General features: G+C 62.8%; 11 protein-coding genes and 1 pseudogene. 10 read left to right on the forward strand and 2 right to left on the reverse strand.

Annotated elements, in window-relative coordinates; translation table 11 throughout:
- The 5 genes and pseudogenes from HP547_RS08990 to HP547_RS09010 form a co-directional block, all read left to right on the forward strand.
- Positions 1–1,109: pseudogene (locus HP547_RS08990) on the forward strand (hypothetical protein); the annotation flags it as partial.
- A 2-nt stretch (positions 1,110–1,111) separates the two neighbouring features.
- On the forward strand, positions 1,112–2,008 hold the full coding sequence (locus HP547_RS08995) for a DUF6708 domain-containing protein (protein WP_172286101.1): 897 nt from the start codon (positions 1,112–1,114) through the stop codon (positions 2,006–2,008).
- Entirely contained in the window at positions 2,005–2,262 is a 258-nt protein-coding gene (locus HP547_RS09000; RefSeq protein WP_172286102.1) for a PAAR domain-containing protein, read from the forward strand. The genes HP547_RS08995 and HP547_RS09000 overlap by 4 nt, the downstream gene beginning before the upstream one ends.
- A gap of 292 nt (positions 2,263–2,554) precedes the next feature.
- On the forward strand, positions 2,555–2,944 hold the full coding sequence (locus tag HP547_RS09005; protein WP_172226236.1) for a histone-like nucleoid-structuring protein, MvaT/MvaU family: 390 nt from the start codon (positions 2,555–2,557) through the stop codon (positions 2,942–2,944).
- 282 nt (positions 2,945–3,226) lie between these two features.
- A complete protein-coding gene (locus tag HP547_RS09010) occupies positions 3,227–4,552 on the forward strand; it encodes an MFS transporter (RefSeq protein WP_172286103.1) in 1,326 nt (441 codons plus the stop codon).
- Between the two features lie 217 nt (positions 4,553–4,769).
- Here HP547_RS09010 and calA read toward each other — a convergent pair whose 3' ends face one another.
- A complete protein-coding gene (gene calA, locus HP547_RS09015) occupies positions 4,770–5,822 on the reverse strand; it encodes a vanillin reductase (RefSeq protein WP_172226242.1) in 1,053 nt (350 codons plus the stop codon).
- Positions 5,823–6,002: 180 nt separating this feature from the next.
- On the opposite strand from calA, the gene HP547_RS09020 reads away from it, so the two are divergent.
- From HP547_RS09020 to HP547_RS09040, 5 genes are all read left to right on the forward strand, one after another.
- A complete protein-coding gene (locus HP547_RS09020; RefSeq protein WP_172286104.1) occupies positions 6,003–6,908 on the forward strand; it encodes an AraC family transcriptional regulator in 906 nt (301 codons plus the stop codon).
- 81 nt (positions 6,909–6,989) lie between these two features.
- Complete coding sequence (locus HP547_RS09025; RefSeq protein ID WP_172286105.1) at positions 6,990–7,400, forward strand: DUF2946 family protein; 411 nt, start codon at positions 6,990–6,992, stop codon at positions 7,398–7,400.
- 68 nt (positions 7,401–7,468) lie between these two features.
- Positions 7,469–9,619 (forward strand): TonB-dependent siderophore receptor, encoded by a 2,151-nt coding sequence (locus tag HP547_RS09030; RefSeq protein ID WP_172286106.1) that lies wholly within the window; start codon positions 7,469–7,471, stop codon positions 9,617–9,619.
- 93 nt (positions 9,620–9,712) lie between these two features.
- The gene (locus HP547_RS09035) at positions 9,713–9,979 is read left to right on the forward strand and encodes a hypothetical protein (RefSeq protein ID WP_172286100.1); all 267 of its coding nucleotides are present in this window, start codon (positions 9,713–9,715) and stop codon (positions 9,977–9,979) included.
- Positions 9,980–10,159: 180 nt separating this feature from the next.
- Positions 10,160–11,497: an MFS transporter gene (locus HP547_RS09040; RefSeq protein ID WP_172286107.1), complete on the forward strand. Its 1,338-nt coding sequence runs from the start codon at positions 10,160–10,162 to the stop codon at positions 11,495–11,497.
- Between the two features lie 119 nt (positions 11,498–11,616).
- Here HP547_RS09040 and HP547_RS09045 read toward each other — a convergent pair whose 3' ends face one another.
- Positions 11,617–14,766 carry an efflux RND transporter permease subunit gene (locus tag HP547_RS09045; RefSeq protein ID WP_172286108.1) on the reverse strand — a complete coding sequence of 1,050 codons (3,150 nt, stop codon included), beginning with the start codon at positions 14,764–14,766 and terminating at the stop codon, positions 11,617–11,619.
- Positions 14,767–14,890 lie beyond the last annotated feature (124 nt).

A 14,890-nucleotide genomic window follows, 5' to 3' on the forward strand; every position in this document is an offset into this window, starting at 1 on the left:
CTGGCGGCGGAGGCGGTTTGAACGCGGGGATGCTGTGGTTCAACGTGCTGTCGCTGAAGACGGCCTATAACAGCCTGCAGAAGAGCGATGCCCCGGAATACGCGATGGGGTTTGCTTCATCCATTTTTGGCGTGATCGGTGCGGCAGCGGCGACGTTGGTCAGCACACGGGCCACGCAAAAGGCCGTCATGCTGAGGCTGAGTTCAACAGCCCCGGGGATGGCTTTTGGCAACGGCGTTATCCAGTTTTTGAGCAGTAATCTGTTTGCGCGTTTGGCGGGTTATCCCGCAATAGCATTTAGCCTGTTTTCGGACGGTGCTAAAGGAGTACGTCAATTCAAAAACGGCAATCGAGCCGCAGCGGTATATACGCTAGGAGGCGGACTCACCATGGCGATTGGTTCTGCTGTCGTCCTTGAGGCTGGACTTGCAGTCGCGGGCGCTACATCGATTGTGCCCTTTGCCGGATGGGCCGCAGCTGCGCTTGTACTCGTAGGGGTGGGCATCATTGCAGGAGGTCTCTACCTTCATGCCAAAGCGCATGAGCACCTTCACAGTTCAATTGAGCTTTGGGCAGCCCGCAGCATCTTCGGGAATCGCATCAATGATGGAGAAATCCGCGCTGAAATTACGCTGGACCATGAGAAGAAACTTCCCGCCTTTACTTCGCTGCACGCAGAAATCAAAGCCTGGCACAGGGAGCATTATGGGCCAAAACTGCTATCGGCCGAGCAAGCTCAATCACTCGGTGTAAACAACGTCGATAGCAGATGGCGCCAGAACAACCACTGGGCGCCACCAGACTGGGCTGCCATCACACGCAACGAAGTAGCCACGACTCAACCAACCGCTGAATTCGTAGTGCTTCTGCCAAGCTTCGTGCTAGGGGTAAGCGAATGGGCAGGAAGTTTAGCCGCCTTTCGTAACGACCAAGGCATGGACGTGTTCCCTATTACGCCTACCGGGCACATTGCAGGCGCTGGGTTGATTTTGCATTTCGAAAGGCCGCTGCCCCACCATAAATCTATCTCTCTGCGGCTAGCCTACTGCCCTAATCAGGGGCTAGATGACGACAGTGAGATCCTTTCAACTTTTCATCTCGAGCGATGATTATGGCAACCATCTGGCTATTCAACACAGCATCATGCTCAGGGCACAAACCTGCCATTGGCGGACAACTAATAGATCTAACCAAAAACACATTACAGCTGCGAAACCCCTGGGTATCAGACTCAGTATTCATGGCAAAACTGTACTGCGCAATGAACATATTTTTAATGCTTGGCTTTTATCCCTACCTCTTTGATAGTGAATTTTTTGAATATTTTATATCTGACCCCGCACTAACTATCGGATTCGTACTCATGCCCTTCACTTTCTCCCCCTTTCTCATTTATCGAATATACTTCATAAAAAGTTTATCCAGCTTCTGCCTCAACCGCTCAACCCAAAAAATATACTATCAACGCTTAAGCAAGTTAATTATCTTCGACTGGAACAATACCGGCGGAGGCGTTTTCAAACGCACCGAATATGGTGGCTCGTCGTTCAGCACCAGTTACGCCCTTGCCTTCGCCCCTCGCCGAGAGGACGGCACTCTCCATCAGAAAGACTGCCTCTGGATCGACAGCAACGAACCCACAGAACCCGGGGTCAGGCACGTCGCCGAAGTCTGGGAATACCTACGCCATTTCATGGACCACGGCCCGGACAAACTTCCCCCGCCAAGTGAACCCAACTGGTGGCACAAGCCGCTTCACGCCATCTGTCTGACCCCGGCAGAAGCCTGGCGGCACTACGCCCCTTGGCGAACCGGCGAGCCGGGGGAAATGCAGGGCAAAAAGAACTGGCAATTGCCATTCTGGGCGGTGCTGTTCCCCTACAACCTCACGCTTGCCATCTGCTGGTACGGCCTCTGCCGGCTCTTCAACATCCGGGCCGCCGCACCACCCCAGGCGGCCTTCGAAGAAGCACCGGTCATTCAACCAGGTAAAAGGAAGCGCAAATGAAACCCATCGTACTTGTAGGCCATCGTCATGAGTGCCCGATCCATGGGGTGGGCATCGTGGAAACCGGGGCAAGCGCCGCGTTCGTGGATGGCAAGGCCATCGCACGGGTCGGCGACCGCACCAGTTGCGGCGCCGTCATCGAAACCGGCGCTGCCTGCACGATCATCGAAGGCCAACCGGCCGCCAGGGAGGGAGATACTACCAGCCATGGAGGCGTGCTGGTCGAGGGAGACCCGGGTTGGCTGATTAACTAACCGCAACCACCAACTAAGCCGTGCATTCTCATGCCTGCCTGTCAACGACCGGGGCCGTCCTGCGGCCTCTTATCGCCAGCCGCTTCTTTCAGGAACGCCCCATGGAACCACGCCATGTTCTATCAAGTACTCTCGTGTAGGAACAAACTTACAGATATCTCTCGGCATTAAACAAACCATTCGCCGACACACCCACTAACATCTTCAAAAATAACTTCTCAAATTATTTCACTGCTTGCATTACGGCTTTGCAGCCACTAACACTATCTCCATCAACCGCTGGAGATAAACCATGTCCCGCCTTGCCGAATTCCGCGCCCTGGAGCGCCTGCTCGCTGCTAAAAAATCCGAACTTTCCTTCATCAAGGTCAACCCCCATTTCAAACGCGAATTCGAATTCGAATGCAAACTCCACGACTTGCTTGCCGAATACCAGTTCAACCTGTCGAATGTCGTGGCCATCCTCGAGAGCCAGAGCCGGCAGGAATACGACGATAGTTATCAGCATTGGTCTCGTCTCGCACCATCCCCGCGTTACCGCGCGCGGCAAAGCAAGTACTACAAGAACCCGTACACGGGCGAGGTGGTGGAAGCGAAAAGCACTTTGCACAAGACAGTGCGATCGTGGATCGAGCAATACGGCCGCGCCGAGGTCGAGCGCTGGGCTACTGCCTGGGCCTGAATGCACGCTGGCATGACGTCCATAACCCGCACTTCCCCCCTCCCGCTCGACTTGCGCCATCCTGTATCCAGCGCCAGTCCCGACTACCTTCATCAATTGACTGGCCCCTGCCCCACACGCAGGCAACGCAACCGTTCGATAACCGAACAGTAGCCCGTCTCTCGAATTGACGCTGCCGGCTTCACTGCTCACCATGCACCGGCCTTGCGTGCCCTCTGCCCGGTAACTGGTCACGTACCCGTAGCACCGCAGCTGACTACAATTTCAAGAAACGAGCAGTCTATGAACCATTCCAAGATCACCCCCGCCGCCACCCGGATGCCTCAGGGTTCGATCGGCGACAAGCTTCGCGGCGCCTTCGGCGTCGGCAAGACCCGCTGGGGCATGCTTGCCCTGGTGTTCTTCGCCACCACCCTGAACTACATCGACCGCGCCGCACTCGGCATCATGCAGCCGGTGCTGGCCAAGGAAATGAGCTGGACGGCGATGGACTACGCCAACATCAATTTCTGGTTCCAGGTCGGCTATGCGATCGGCTTCCTGCTGCAGGGCCGTTTGATCGACAAGGTCGGGGTCAAGCGCGCGTTCTTCTTTGCCGTGCTGCTATGGAGCCTGGCCACCGGGGCCCACGGCCTGGCCACCTCGGCGGCCGGTTTCATGGTTTGCCGTTTCATTCTTGGTCTGACCGAGGCCGCCAACTACCCGGCCTGCGTGAAGACCGTACGCCTGTGGTTCCCGGCGGGTGAGCGGGCGATTGCCACCGGCCTGTTCAATGCGGGTACCAACGTCGGCGCCATGGTCACCCCGGCGCTGCTGCCGGTGATCCTGGCGGTGTGGGGCTGGCAGGCCGCGTTTATCGCCATGGGCAGCCTGGGCCTGGTGTGGGTGGTGCTGTGGCTGCTGAAGTACTACAACCCTGAAGACCACCCCAGCGTGCGCCAAAGCGAGGTCGAGTACATCCAGCAGGATGACGAGCCCGAGCCCACTCGCGTGCCATTCAGCCGCATCTTGCGCTTGCGTGGCACCTGGGCGTTCGCAGTGGCCTATGCGATTACTGCGCCGGTGTTCTGGTTCTACCTGTACTGGCTGCCGCCGTTCCTCAACCAGCAATACAGCCTGGGCATCGACGTGACCCAGATGGGCATCCCGCTGATCATCATCTGGCTGACTGCAGACTTTGGCAGCATCGGTGGCGGCATCCTGTCGTCCTGGCTGATCGGACGCGGCGTGCGCGCAACCACTGCGCGGTTGGTGTCGATGCTGATCTTTGCCTGCACCATGCTCAGCGTCACCTTTGCGGCAAACGCCAGCGGCCTGTGGGTCGCAGTGGCGGCCATCTCGCTGGCGGTGGGTGCGCACCAGGCGTGGACGGCGAACATCTGGAGCCTGGTGATGGACTACACACCCAAGCACCTGGTGAGCACAGTGTTCGGCTTCGGCAGCATGTGCGCGGCGATTGGCGGCATGTTCATGACGCAGATTGTCGGTAGCGTGCTGACTGCTACCCACAACAACTATGCCGTGTTGTTCACCATGATTCCGGCCATGTACTTCCTGGCGTTGGTGTGGATGTACTTCATGGCGCCGCGCAAGGTCGAGAGCGCCTGAGGACGTTAGCCATTTACCTCTACGGGGCCCTTGCGGGCCCTTTTTTTGCCTGGGTGACCGGACCTGCTGAATGCGCCGGGGTGATCGCCGGCAGGCCAGCCCATGGGGATCGCGTCAGGGCTGACAAGGGCCTGCCGCAAGGCCTGCAGCACCCGTTAGCCTTGATGCGATCCCCGTAGCTTCCCCCGCGCAGAGGCCACCTCAGGCAACCGATCAATCAGCGCTGCAACGTGGCCATGTCGATCACGAATCGATACTTCACATCCCCGGCAATCATCCGCTCATACGCCTGGTTGATATTGCGGATATCCAGCATCTCAATATCACAGCGAATGTCATGCTCGGCACAGAAATCCAGCACCTCCTGGGTTTCAGCGACCCCACCGATCAACGACCCTGCCAGCACCCGGCGCTTCATCACCAGGTTGGCAGCATGCACCGCCGGGTCGATCGGTTCGATCAGGCCGACCAGGATGTGCACGCCATCGAACTTCAGCGTTTCAAGGTACGGGTTGAGGTCGTGCTGCACCGGAATGGTATCGAGCAGGAAATCGAAACGGCCGGCAGCGGCGCGCATCTGTTCAGCATCGGTGGACACGATCACGTGGTCGGCGCCTTGTCGGCGGGCTTCCTCGGCCTTGGCCTGGGAGCGGGTGAACAAGGTCACTTCGGCGCCCAGGGCCTTGGCCAGCTTGATGCCCATGTGGCCCAGACCACCCATGCCGAGGATGCCGATCTTGTGGCCCGGGCCGACGCCATGATGCTTGAGCGGCGAATAGGTGGTGATGCCGGCGCACAGGATCGGCGCGGCGCTGGGCAGGTCCATGCCGGCCGGGATACGCAGCACAAAGTGCTCACTGACCACGATGCTGCTGGAGTAACCGCCCATGGTGTTGCTGCCGTCGACGCGGTCGGGGGTGGCATAGGTCATGGTCGGGCCTTCCAGGCAGTACTGCTCCAGATCCTTGGCGCAGGCCTCGCAGTGGCGGCAGGAGTCGACCATGCAGCCGACGCCAACCAGGTCGCCGACCTTGTGCGCCGTCACCTGGCCACCCACCGCAGTGACGCGGCCGATGATCTCGTGGCCAGGCATCAGCGGGTACACGGCGATGCCCCATTCGTTGCGCGCCTGGTGGATGTCGGAGTGGCACACGCCGCAGTACAGGATCTCGATCGCGACGTCGTCCGGGCGCGGGCTGCGGCGCTCGAAGGTCATGGGGGCCAGGGGGCTGGTGGGGGTTTGGGCGGCGTAACCAATGGCAGTGTACATGCAGGGCCTCGCAGTGAAGTGAAACGATTCAGGCGGCGCATTCTGCGCGTGGTTTACCGCCGAGCCCACGGCTGATCCTCCGGCATGCATGCCTGATTCTCCGAAGATGCCATAGGACACCTGGCGCTCTGCCTCCAATCTGCGATGATCAGGATGTCTGATTCTCTGCCTTGGTTCACTATGCAACTGACCCGCCACGTCGATGCCAATGCGCCGCTCTGCGAACTGATTCGCAGCCTCGCCACCCGCCCGGGTTTCGTGCCCACGCATTTACCCCAGGTGCAGGTACTCAGCTGGGACCACTATGTGGCCAGCAGCCCGCAGATCTATGAGCCCAGCCTGATGATCCTGGCGCAGGGCAGCAAGCTGGCCCGCCTCGGCCCACGCACCCTGGAATACGGCGCGGGGCACTACCTGGTGCAGGCATTGTCGGTGCCGTTCATGTGTGAAACCTTCGCCACCCGCGAAGCGCCTTTGCTGGGAGTGGCGGTGGACATCGACCGTGCCGTGCTCGGTGAACTGGTGCAGCGCATGGACCTGGCGCCGGACGTTGCGGTGCAGGCGCAAACACCGCAATCGATGACCTCGGCGGCGCTGGACGCACCCATGCGCGAAAGCGTGGAGCGCTTGCTGCGCTGCCTGCAGGACCCGCTGGACGCCAAAGTGCTAGGCGCGTCGCGGGTCCGCGAGGTGCTATACACCGCCCTGCGCGGCCCGCAAGCCGGCGTGTTGCGGGCACTGGTGGAGCAACAGGGGCACTTCGCCCGCATCGGCGCCGCCCTCGCTCACCTGCGCGAGCACTACACCGAACCGCTGAGCGTGGAGGCGCTGGCGGCACGCGCCAACATGAGTGTTTCCACGTTCCACGAGCATTTCAAACGTTGCACCGACATGGCGCCGATGCAGTACCTCAAGCGCCTGCGGTTGCTGAAGGCGCAGCAGATGCTGATCGGCGAAGGCCTTGGGGTGGCGCAGGCGGCACACCGGGTGGGCTACCAGAGCACGTCGCAGTTCAGCCGCGAGTACAAGCGCCAGTTCGAGCGCAGCCCGGGGGACGAGTTGCCCTACCAGAGTTTGCCGGTTTGAGGCGACAGGGCTGCAAGGCAGCGTGAAATTGTAGCGTCAAAGAGCTACCCGACCGTTCATCCGGGTGGTAGATTCGCCGCCATGAAAACCACCCGGCACACTCGCACGCTGACTGCCTGGACGCTCTATGCCAGCGTCCTGTTCAGCCTGTTGCTGTGCGGCCTGCATCATGGCCAGATGGGCGGCCTGCGCCTGGCTGGCCTGGAAGGCGGTTTCTGCTCGGTCAACAGCGAACACGGCGTGGCCATCGACCTCGATGGCGCCGGCGGTGACCAGCACATGGCCCAGCTCGACTGCCCGGTGTGCTCCTCATTTGGCCTGGCCGTGCCGCTCGGCAGCAGCGGCTGGTCGCTCACCCCGGCGCAAGCCGTTGCCAACTCGCCCATCGTCGTGCGCAGCTGGGCGCAGCCGCCCCCGCGCTACCTACGCCCCGCGCTCAATCCTCGCGCCTCCCCCACAGCCATCCCCGCAGCCGTACTTCATCTCGCCTGACCTCAGCCGGGCGCGCCTGCCTGCGCGCTCGCGGTCAGCCATGACCTTTGCGTGGAAGACACATCAACATGCTTCGCCATTCCTCCCTGGTGCTCCTGATGGGCACCTGCAGCTTTGCCTGGGCCGACGGCGCCGCCGTGGAACTCGGCGCCACCACCATCGACGGTGAGCGCGACCCCGCCAGCGGCGTACAACTGGACGAGCCGATCCGCACGGGCTCACGCCTGGGCCTGACCGCGCGGGAAACGCCCGCCTCGGTCAGTGTCTCGAACCGCCGCCTGATCGAAGAACGCGGCGCCAAGGACAGCCAGGACGTGATCAACGCCATGACCGGCGTCAACGCCTCGGCAAACCCCGGCTTTGGCGGTTTCGTCGCCTACCGCGGCTTCACCCAGAATCAGGTCACCCAGTTGTACAACGGCATCAACCTGGGCTACAGCAGTGCCACCCGACCGATAGATGCCTGGGTGCTCGACCGGGTCGAGCTGATCGGCGGCCCCTCCTCGTTCCTGCATGGCGCCGGTGCGGTGGGCGGCTCGATCAACTACATCAGCAAGCTGGCCAGCCGCGACCAGCAAATCGTCGACGGCCGTATCCGCTACGGCAGTTTCGACGACAGCGAAGTGGCGTTCGGCATCAACCAGGCACTGGCCAGCAACCCGGCCGACGCCCGGCACTTCGCCCGCCTGGACTTTAGCCGCGGGCATGGCAACGGCTACGTCGACCGCAACGAGCGGCACAGCGACAGCCTGGCGTTCTCGCTGCTCAGCGATCTGGTGCCCAACCTCACCCACACCCTGGCGCTGGAGTATCAGGAAGACCGCGAAGACAGCCCCTACTGGGGCTCGCCGATCCTCCCCGGGCGCAGCACGATGAAAATCGACAACAGCCGCCGCTTCGAAAACTACAACGTCGCCGACGGCCGCTACGAGCAGCGGGTGCGCTGGCTGCGCTCGATCCTCGATTACCAGGTCAGCGACAGCACCAGCGTGCAGAACACCCTGTACCACTACAACGCCCAGCGCGATTACCGCAACCTCGAACGCTACGCCTATACACCCGACGGCAAAGTGCAGCGCAGCAGCCCCTACCTGCAAAGCCACCAGCAGAACCTGCTGGGCGACCGCATCGAAGTGCGCCACGACAACCAGCTGCTTGGCCTGGCCAGCCAGTGGTCGCTGGGGCTGGAATACTCGCGCATGCGCCAGACCCTCTACCCCACTTCCAGCAGCTGGAGCGATGTGGTGGATGCCGAGCACTTCGACCCCGGCAGCTTCGATGACATACCCGGTGTCAATGCCGGCCTGACCAAGCAACGCCGCCACGAGGTAACCAACCGCGCGGTGTTTGCCGAAAACCGCCTGCAGCTCACCGAGCGCCTGGCCCTGCTGACCGCCCTGCGCTACGACTACCTGGACATGCAGGTAACCAACTACGGTGCGGTCACGCCAACCTCGCCGGCGTATTTCGAGCGGCGCTGGGAACCGCTGTCCGGGCGCATCGGCCTGACCTATGCGTTGACCGCCAACGCCAGCCTTTATGCGCAGTACAGCAGTTCGGCCGACTTGCCTGCCGGTTCGCTGGCGGCAGCGACCTATTCCAACGTGGGGTTGTTCGACCTGTCCAAAGGCGAGCAGTGGGAGGTGGGCAGCAAGTTCGATTTCCTCGATGGGCGCGGCGCGGCCACGCTGGCGCTGTACCAGATCGTGCGCAAGGACTTTGCCGTACGCGACTCGAACGACGCCAACCTCACGGTCCAGGCCGGACAGCAGACCTCGCGGGGCGTGGAGTTGTCCGGGCGCCTGCAGGTAACGCCGAGACTGCTGGCCGAGGCCAACTATGCCTATGTCGATGCGCAGTACGATGAGTTCAACGAGGCGGTCAACGGCGTGTCGGTGTCGCGCATGGGCAACGCCCCGGTGAACGTGCCGGCCAGTGTCGCCAACCTGTGGCTGACCTACAGCCTGTCCGCGGCGTGGTCGGTGGGCGCGGACGGGCGCTACGTGGGTTCGGTGTATGCCGACAACGCCAACAGCCTCAAGGCCCCGGCGTACACGCTGTTCGGCGCCTTCGCCCGCTACCGGCTGGATGAGCACACCACGCTTACCGGGCGCGTGCGCAACCTGACCGACGAGGTGTACGCCAAGCAGGCCTACAGCAGCCAGTACTACATGGGGCCACCGCGCACCGTCGAACTGGCGCTGGACATGCGCTTCTGATGCACAGGGCGATGCCGGCCTGGTGCTGGCATCGTCCTTAAGGGCAGTTCCTACGCACAAACTCCACAAAACCGTCGACCGCCCTGAGTGATAATGGTCGTCATCACCCATGCCGGCATGAAAGCTGGCCCCTGCATCATCAAGGAAGTCCCTGTGTTCAGACCGTTGTCCCCAGCGCTTGTGGTTGTCACCCTCATCGCGCTGACAGGCTGCCAGAGCCGTCCTGCCTCCGAGCCCGACACGCTCAGCCTGCAAACCTTCACCCGTGACATGCAGCAAGCGTTGCAACTCGGTATCGCCACCGCCGATACCGGCGAGCCTGACGCTGGACCTGAGCCGCCTGCCCGGCTTCAGTACTGACGAACAGGGCAAGGCCCAGGGCTACAGCGAACTCGAATACGCGCCGTGGAAGGTCGGGAGACTGTAAGAACACTGCAACCCTGGTTGAATCGAATATCCCGAGGTCGCCCTCGACACAGCACCCTTGCGCTCCCGGTTATCTACTGGCGAATACTACCAATGGAACCGGAGAGCCCCCGCATGCCCGCACCTCATGAGGTATCCCCCGCCACCCTGCGCCGGGTGATCGCTGCCTCGGCCATCGGCAACTTCGTCGAATGGTTCGACTTTGCCGTCTACGGCTTTCTCGCCACGCTGATCGCCAGCCAGTTCTTTGCCAGCGAGGACGCCAGCGTAGCCTTGCTCAAGACCTTTGCGGTGTTCGCCGTGGCCTTTGCCCTGCGCCCACTGGGCGGCATCGTGTTCGGTGCGCTGGGCGACCGGCTGGGGCGCAAGCGCATCCTGTCGCTGACCATCCTGCTTATGGCCGGCTCCACAACCCTGATCGGCCTGTTGCCAACCTACGCCAGCATCGGCCTGGCCGCCCCCGTGCTGCTGACCCTGGCGCGCTGCCTGCAGGGCTTTTCTGCCGGTGGCGAGTATGCCGGTGCCTGCGCCTACCTGATGGAGCACGCGCCCAGCAACAAGCGAGCCTTTTATGGCAGTTTCGTACCGGTCTCGACCTTTTCCGCCTTTGCCTGTGCAGCGGTGATCGCCTATGGCCTGGAGGCCAGCCTGTCTGCCGAGGCCATGAGTGCCTGGGGCTGGCGTGTTCCGTTCCTGATCGCGGCACCGTTGGGGCTGGTCGGGCTGTACCTGCGCTGGCGCATGGAAGAAACCCCGGCCTTCCGTGAAGCGGTCGCTCAAGGCAAGCAGCACGAACACTCGCCTCTCAAGGAAACCCTGCGTCACCATGGCCGGGCGATTCGTAACCTGGGCGCTTTCATCTCGCTGACGGCGCTGTCGTTCTACATGTTCACCACCTACTTCGCCACGTACCTGCAACTGGTCGGCAACCTGACCCGTGCGCAGTCGCTGCTGGTAACCACCGTGGCCCTGCTGTTCGCCGCCGTCGGCTGCCCGCTGGCCGGGGCGTTCTCGGACCGGGTCGGGCGGCGCAAGACCATCGGCTTTACCTGCCTGTGGGTGATGCTGTGCGTGTTCCCGGCGTATTGGCTGGCCAGCTCCGGTTCGCTGTCGGGCGCACTGCTGGGGGTGATACTGCTGGCGGTGGGGGCATTGTGCAGCGGCGTGGTGACCGCGGCGTTGCTGTCGGAAAGTTTCCCTACCCGCACCCGCTATACCGCCTCGGCGATTACCTACAACGTCGCCTACACATTGTTTGGCGGTACCGCGCCGCTGGTGGCGACCTGGCTGATCGGGCAGACCGGCAGCAGCCTGGCCCCGGCGTTCTACCTGGTGGTGATTGCCCTGGTGGCGTTGGTCGGTGGGTTGGCGTTGCCGGAGACTTCGCGGATTTCGTTGCATGATGACGTAGCGGCGGACGGCGCTAGCGGTGAGGCTCGTCGTACCGTTTGAAATCCTGGGGCCGCTGCGCGGCCCATCGCCGCGGTTCGTCGCCACGACAAGCCAGCTCCCACAGGGATTGCGTCAAGGCTGACAGCCGCGATCCCTGTGGGGGCTGGCGCCCCGGATTATCAGCCCTCCTGCACCTCCTCCTCCCGCCGATACGCCCACTGATACAGCGCCGGCAACACCAGCAATGTCAGTGCGGTAGACGACAAGATCCCGCCAATCACCACGGTCGCCAGCGGCCGCTGCACCTCTGCCCCGGTTCCGGTAGCCAAGGCCATCGGGATGAACCCCAGCGACGCCACCAGTGCCGTCATCAGCACCGGCCGCAACCGCGTCAGCGCGCCCTCCTCGACCGCCACCCGCAACGTGCGCCCTTCCTCACGCAAGCCACGGATGAAGGCGATCATCACCAGCCCGTTGAGCACCGCTACCCCGGACAGGGCAATGAACCCCACCCCGGCAGAAATGGACAGCGGAATATCCCGCAGCCACAGCGCCAGCACCCCACCGGTAAGGGCGAACGGAATGCCGGTAAATACCAGCAGCCCATCCCTGAGGTTGTTGAACATCATCAGCAACAGCGCCATGACCAGCAGCAAGGCTACCGGCACCACCACCTGCAGCCGCTCGGTCGCCGACTGCAACTGCTCGAACTGGCCACCCCAACGCGTCCAGTAACCCGGCGGTATCGGCACTTGGCCAATCAACGCCTGTTCGGCCTCCTCGACAAACGAGCCCAGGTCACGCCCGCGCACATTGGCACTGACCACCACCACCCGCTTGCCGTCCTCACGGCTGACCTGGTTGGGCCCAAGCTGCAGGTTCAGCGTGGCCACCTGCGACAGCGGGATAAAGCCGATTTGCCCGGTGCCCGCAGTGGCACTGGCCGGCACCGGGATCAACAGGCTGGCCAGCCCGTCGACATCGGTGCGCAGGGTTTCCGAAAGGCGCACCACCATATCGAAGCGACGGTCGCCTTCATACAGGGTGCCGGCCGTACGGCCACCCACGGCGATGGCGATGGCATCCTGTACGTCGCCCACATTCAGGCCATGGCGGGCGGCCTTGTCGCGGTCGATGTCGATGGTCAGCACCGGCAGGCCGGTGGTCTGCTCGACCTTCACCTCCGAGGCGCCAGGCACGCCCTGCAGGCTGCTGGCGATCTGCGCAGCGGTGCGGTTGAGCACGTCCATGTCATCACCGAACAGTTTCACCGCCACATCACTGCGCACCCCGGAAATCAGCTCGTTGAAGCGAAGCTGAATCGGCTGCGACAGCTCGTGATTGCTGCCCGGCACGCTGGCCGCAGCCCGCTGCACCTCGGCGATCAATTCGTCCCGTGGCTTGCCCGGGTCGGCCCATTGCGCAGTTGGACGCAGCATCACATAGGCGTCGGAAATGTTTGGCGGCATCGGGTCGGAGGCAATTTCGGCCGTGCCGGTACGGGCGAACACCCGCTCCACTTCCGGCACCTGGGCTATGATCGCCCGTTCCAGACGCTGCTGCATGTCCACCGACTGCGACAGGCTGGTACCCGGCACGCGCAGGGCCTGCAAGGCAAAGTCCCCCTCGCTGAGGCTGGGGATGAACTCGCTGCCCATGCGGCTGGCCATCACCCCGGACAACACAACCAGGGTGGCGGCGGCGGTGAACGCCAGCTTGCGCCGGCCCAGCACCCAGGCCAGCACCGGGGCATAGCGCTGGCGCGCGGTACGCATCACCAGGCCTTCCTCTTCCTTGACCTTGCCGGTGACGAACAGCGCGAGGGCCGCGGGCACGAAGGTCACCGAGAGGATCATGGCGCCGAGCAGGGCCATGACCACGGTAAAGGCCATGGGGTGGAACATCTTGCCCTCGACCCCGGTCAGGGCGAAGATCGGCAGGTACACCACCATGATGATGAGCTGCCCGTAGATCAGCGGCCGACGCGCCTCGCGGGCGGCGGCAAACACTTCATGGAAGCGCTCGCTGCGGGTCAGCATGCGGCCATGCCGTTGCTGGGCATGGGCCAGGCGGCGGATAGCGTTTTCCACGATCACCACCGCGCCGTCGACGATGATGCCGAAGTCCAGCGCACCCAGGCTCATCAGGTTGGCGCTGACCTTGTTGCTGAACATGCCGGTAAAGGTGAACAGCATCGACAGCGGAATGACCATGGCGGTAATCAGTGCAGCGCGGATGTTGCCCAGGAACAGGAACAGCACGGCGATGACCAGGATGGCGCCTTCGACCAGGTTCTTCTTCACCGTGGCAATGGCTTTTTCCACCAGGTTGGTGCGGTCGTACACCGTCACCGCGACCACGCCCTTGGGCAGATTGCGGTTGATCTCGACCAGCTTGGCAGCCACCGCCTGGGACACCGTGCGGCTGTTCTCGCCGATCAGCATGAACACCGTGCCCAACACCACCTCGCGGCCGTTTTCGGTTGCCGCGCCCGAACGCAGTTCCTCGCCCAGGCCAACCTGGGCGACATGGCTGACGCGGATCGGCGTGCCGTCGACGCTGGAGATGACGATGTTGGCGATGTCCTCGGCGGAGGCCACCTGCCCGGGCGCACGGATCAGCAACTGTTCGCCGTTGCGCTCGACGTAGCCGGCGCCGACGTTCCCGTTGTTGCGCTCCAGCGCCGTGATCAGATCGTTCAGGGTGAGTTTGTAGGCGGCCAGGCGCTTGGGCTCCGGCGCAATCAGGTACTGCTTGGCATGGCCGCCGATGCTGTTGACTTCGGCCACCCCCGGCACATTGCGCAGCTGCGGCTTGATGATCCAGTCCTGGATCACCCGCAGGTCGGTCAGGGTGTAAGGGCTACCGTCATCCTTCAGCGCCCCCTCCTCGGCCTCCACAGTCCACAGGAAAATCTCGCCCAGCCCGGTAGAGATCGGCCCCAGGCCAGCCTGGATGCCATCGGGCAACTGCTCGCGGGCCACTTGCAGGCGCTCGTTGACCAGCTGGCGGGCGAAGAACAGGTCGGTATCGTCATCGAAGATGACCGTAACCTGCGACAAACCGGAGCGCGACAACGAGCGGGTCTGCTGCAGCCCGGGCAGGCCGGCCATGGCGGTCTCGATGGCGAAGGTGATGCGCTGCTCGGTCTCCAGCGGCGAATAGCCGGGGGCGGCGGTGTTGATCTGTACCTGGACGTTGGTGATGTCGGGTACGGCGTCGATCGGCAGCTTCTGGTAACTGTGGATACCCACCGCGGCCATCAGGACCACGGCCAGCATCACCACCAGGCGCTGCTCGATGGCGAATTGGATCAGGCGTTCGAACATGCAGGTGTCCCCGTGATCAATGACTGTGCTGGGCCGAGCCCTTGCCCAGCTCGGACTTGAGGACAAAGCTGCCGGCAGCGGCTACCCGGTTGCCGGCGGCCAGGCCGCTGGTGATTTCCACCTG

This window comes from Pseudomonas sp. CM27 (genome assembly GCF_013179515.1).
In the GTDB taxonomy this organism is placed as follows: Bacteria; Pseudomonadota; Gammaproteobacteria; order Pseudomonadales; family Pseudomonadaceae; genus Aquipseudomonas.

Bases quoted from the DNA above. Each gene is read 5' to 3' on its own strand.
- calA (WP_172226242.1), bottom strand. From the start codon at position 5,822: ATGTACACTGCCATTGGTTACGCCGCCCAAACCCCCACCAGCCCCCTG.
- HP547_RS09040 (WP_172286107.1), top strand. From the start codon at position 10,160: ATGCCCGCACCTCATGAGGTATCCCCCGCCACCCTGCGCCGGGTGATC.
- HP547_RS09045 (WP_172286108.1), bottom strand. From the start codon at position 14,766: ATGTTCGAACGCCTGATCCAATTCGCCATCGAGCAGCGCCTGGTGGTG.
- HP547_RS09030 (WP_172286106.1), top strand. From the start codon at position 7,469: ATGCTTCGCCATTCCTCCCTGGTGCTCCTGATGGGCACCTGCAGCTTT.
- HP547_RS09035 (WP_172286100.1), top strand. From the start codon at position 9,713: ATGGTCGTCATCACCCATGCCGGCATGAAAGCTGGCCCCTGCATCATC.
- HP547_RS09005 (WP_172226236.1), top strand. From the start codon at position 2,555: ATGTCCCGCCTTGCCGAATTCCGCGCCCTGGAGCGCCTGCTCGCTGCT.
- HP547_RS09000 (WP_172286102.1), top strand. From the start codon at position 2,005: ATGAAACCCATCGTACTTGTAGGCCATCGTCATGAGTGCCCGATCCAT.
- HP547_RS09020 (WP_172286104.1), top strand. From the start codon at position 6,003: ATGCAACTGACCCGCCACGTCGATGCCAATGCGCCGCTCTGCGAACTG.
- HP547_RS09010 (WP_172286103.1), top strand. From the start codon at position 3,227: ATGAACCATTCCAAGATCACCCCCGCCGCCACCCGGATGCCTCAGGGT.
- HP547_RS08995 (WP_172286101.1), top strand. From the start codon at position 1,112: ATGGCAACCATCTGGCTATTCAACACAGCATCATGCTCAGGGCACAAA.
- HP547_RS09025 (WP_172286105.1), top strand. From the start codon at position 6,990: ATGAAAACCACCCGGCACACTCGCACGCTGACTGCCTGGACGCTCTAT.